Raw genomic sequence first — 272 nt, 5'->3', positions numbered from 1 at the left:
CTTTTCAACGATTTCGGCTCTAACAAATCCGACAGATTCCGATTGGTTTGCTGTTTGGAGTTGACGTCGTTTGGCGAAGAACGTGGATAAACTCAGTCCATGCTCTTCACAAAAAGCGCGTTGGGTAACACTGCTGCTTTCATATTGTTCAAACAGTGATTGCCATTCTAGGTTGGTGCGTCGTTTTGCCATTTCAACTCTCCTTTGGGTTGGAGAGATGATCTTATTCTTCGTGCTGAAAGATTAGAATGCGGTGTTCATGACACGCTTAC

1 protein-coding gene is annotated in these 272 nt (G+C 44.1%); it reads right to left on the bottom strand.

From position 1 onward, the window contains the following. Positions 1-192, bottom strand: a 192-nt coding sequence (gene tnpA, locus AB4512_RS25545) for an IS66 family insertion sequence element accessory protein TnpA (protein WP_408063595.1), incomplete at its 3' end; no start/stop codon positions are given. Positions 193-272: the final 80 nt, after the last annotated feature.

It is taken from the genome of Vibrio sp. 10N.222.52.B7 (genome assembly GCF_041474275.1).
GTDB classification, from domain to species: Bacteria; Pseudomonadota; Gammaproteobacteria; order Enterobacterales; family Vibrionaceae; genus Vibrio; species Vibrio crassostreae_C.
The sequence above is the reverse complement of the archived record's forward strand: the minus strand, read 5'-3'. Positions and strand labels throughout refer to the sequence as shown.